This window comes from Stenotrophomonas sp. SrG, from assembly GCF_050031795.1.
In the GTDB taxonomy this organism is placed as follows: Bacteria; Pseudomonadota; Gammaproteobacteria; order Xanthomonadales; family Xanthomonadaceae; genus Stenotrophomonas; species Stenotrophomonas rhizophila_A.
Genome location: NZ_JBNBBE010000756.1, coordinates 1 through 246 on the forward strand (window position 1 = coordinate 1; position 246 = coordinate 246).

At 65.9% G+C, this 246-nt stretch carries 1 protein-coding gene; it reads left to right on the forward strand.

Annotation, left to right across the window (positions count from 1 at the left end):
* On the forward strand, nucleotides 1-246 hold a 246-nt coding region (thyA, locus tag ACQG3P_RS21590; protein WP_426806197.1), incomplete at both ends, for a thymidylate synthase.

The window sequence follows — 246 nt, forward strand, 5'->3', positions numbered from 1 at the left end:
TGCAGTGGCTGGTGGACGAGAACAAACGCAACCCGGATTCGCGCCGGCGGGTGGTGAGCGCCTGGAACGTGGGTGAGCTCTCGCAGAGGGCGTTGATGCCCTGCCACAACCTGTTCCAGTTCTACGTGGTGGACGGCAAGCTGAGCTGCCAGCTGGACCAGCGCAGCGGCGACATCTTCCTGGGCGTGCCCTTCACTCTCGCCAGCTACGCACTGCTGACCCACATGGTGGCGCAGGCCACCGGGC